Raw genomic sequence first — 783 nt, 5'->3', positions numbered from 1 at the left:
TGAGCTTGAGGATCGTTGTCTGTGTGAAGCACGTGCCGGACGCGACGGGTGACCGTCGTTTCTCGGACGATCACACCACCGACCGGGAGGGCGTGGACGGCCTTCTGTCGGAGCTGGACGAGTACGGCGTGGAGCAGGCGTTGCGGATCGCGGAGGCGAGCGGTGACGCCGAGGTGACGGTGTTGACGGTGGGTCCGGACGATGCGAAGGACGCGCTGCGCAAGGCGTTGTCGATGGGTGCGGACAAGGCCGTGCACGTGAACGACGACGGCATCCACGGGTCGGACGTGATCGGGACGTCGGCGGTGCTGGCGAAGGCGTTGGAGAAGACCGGGTTCGACCTGGTGATCGGTGGTATGGCGTCGACGGACGGGTCGATGGGTGTGCTGCCGGCGCTGTTGGCTGAGCGTCTGGGTGTGCCGCAGGTGACGCTGCTGTCGGAGGTGTCGGTCGAGGGTGGTGTGGTGAAGGGCCGTCGGGACGGTGACGCGGCGACGGAGCTGGTGGAGGCTTCGCTGCCGGCGGTGGTGTCGGTGACGGACCAGTCGGGTGAGGCGCGTTACCCCTCGTTCAAGGGGATCATGGCGGCGAAGAAGAAGCCGGTGCAGTCGCTGGACCTGGACGATCTGGGGATCGGGGCGGACGAGGTCGGTCTGGCGGGTTCGTGGACGGCGGTGGAGTCGGTGGCGGCGCGTCCGGCGCGTACCGCGGGCACGGTCGTCAAGGACGAGGGCGAGGGCGGCAAGGCGCTCGCGGGCTTCCTCGCCGACCAGAAGTTCATCT

1 protein-coding gene is annotated in these 783 nt (G+C 68.3%); it reads left to right on the top strand.

Annotated elements, in window-relative coordinates; all coding sequences use genetic code 11:
* The coding region (locus tag PUR56_RS29465) for an electron transfer flavoprotein subunit beta/FixA family protein (RefSeq protein ID WP_329878653.1) at positions 1-783 on the top strand (783 nt) is incomplete at both ends.

The sequence above is a fragment of the Streptomyces sp. BE303 genome (assembly GCF_036290945.1).
Classification (GTDB): domain Bacteria; phylum Actinomycetota; class Actinomycetes; order Streptomycetales; family Streptomycetaceae; genus Kitasatospora.
This window is presented reverse-complemented; position numbering and strand designations above follow the sequence as displayed.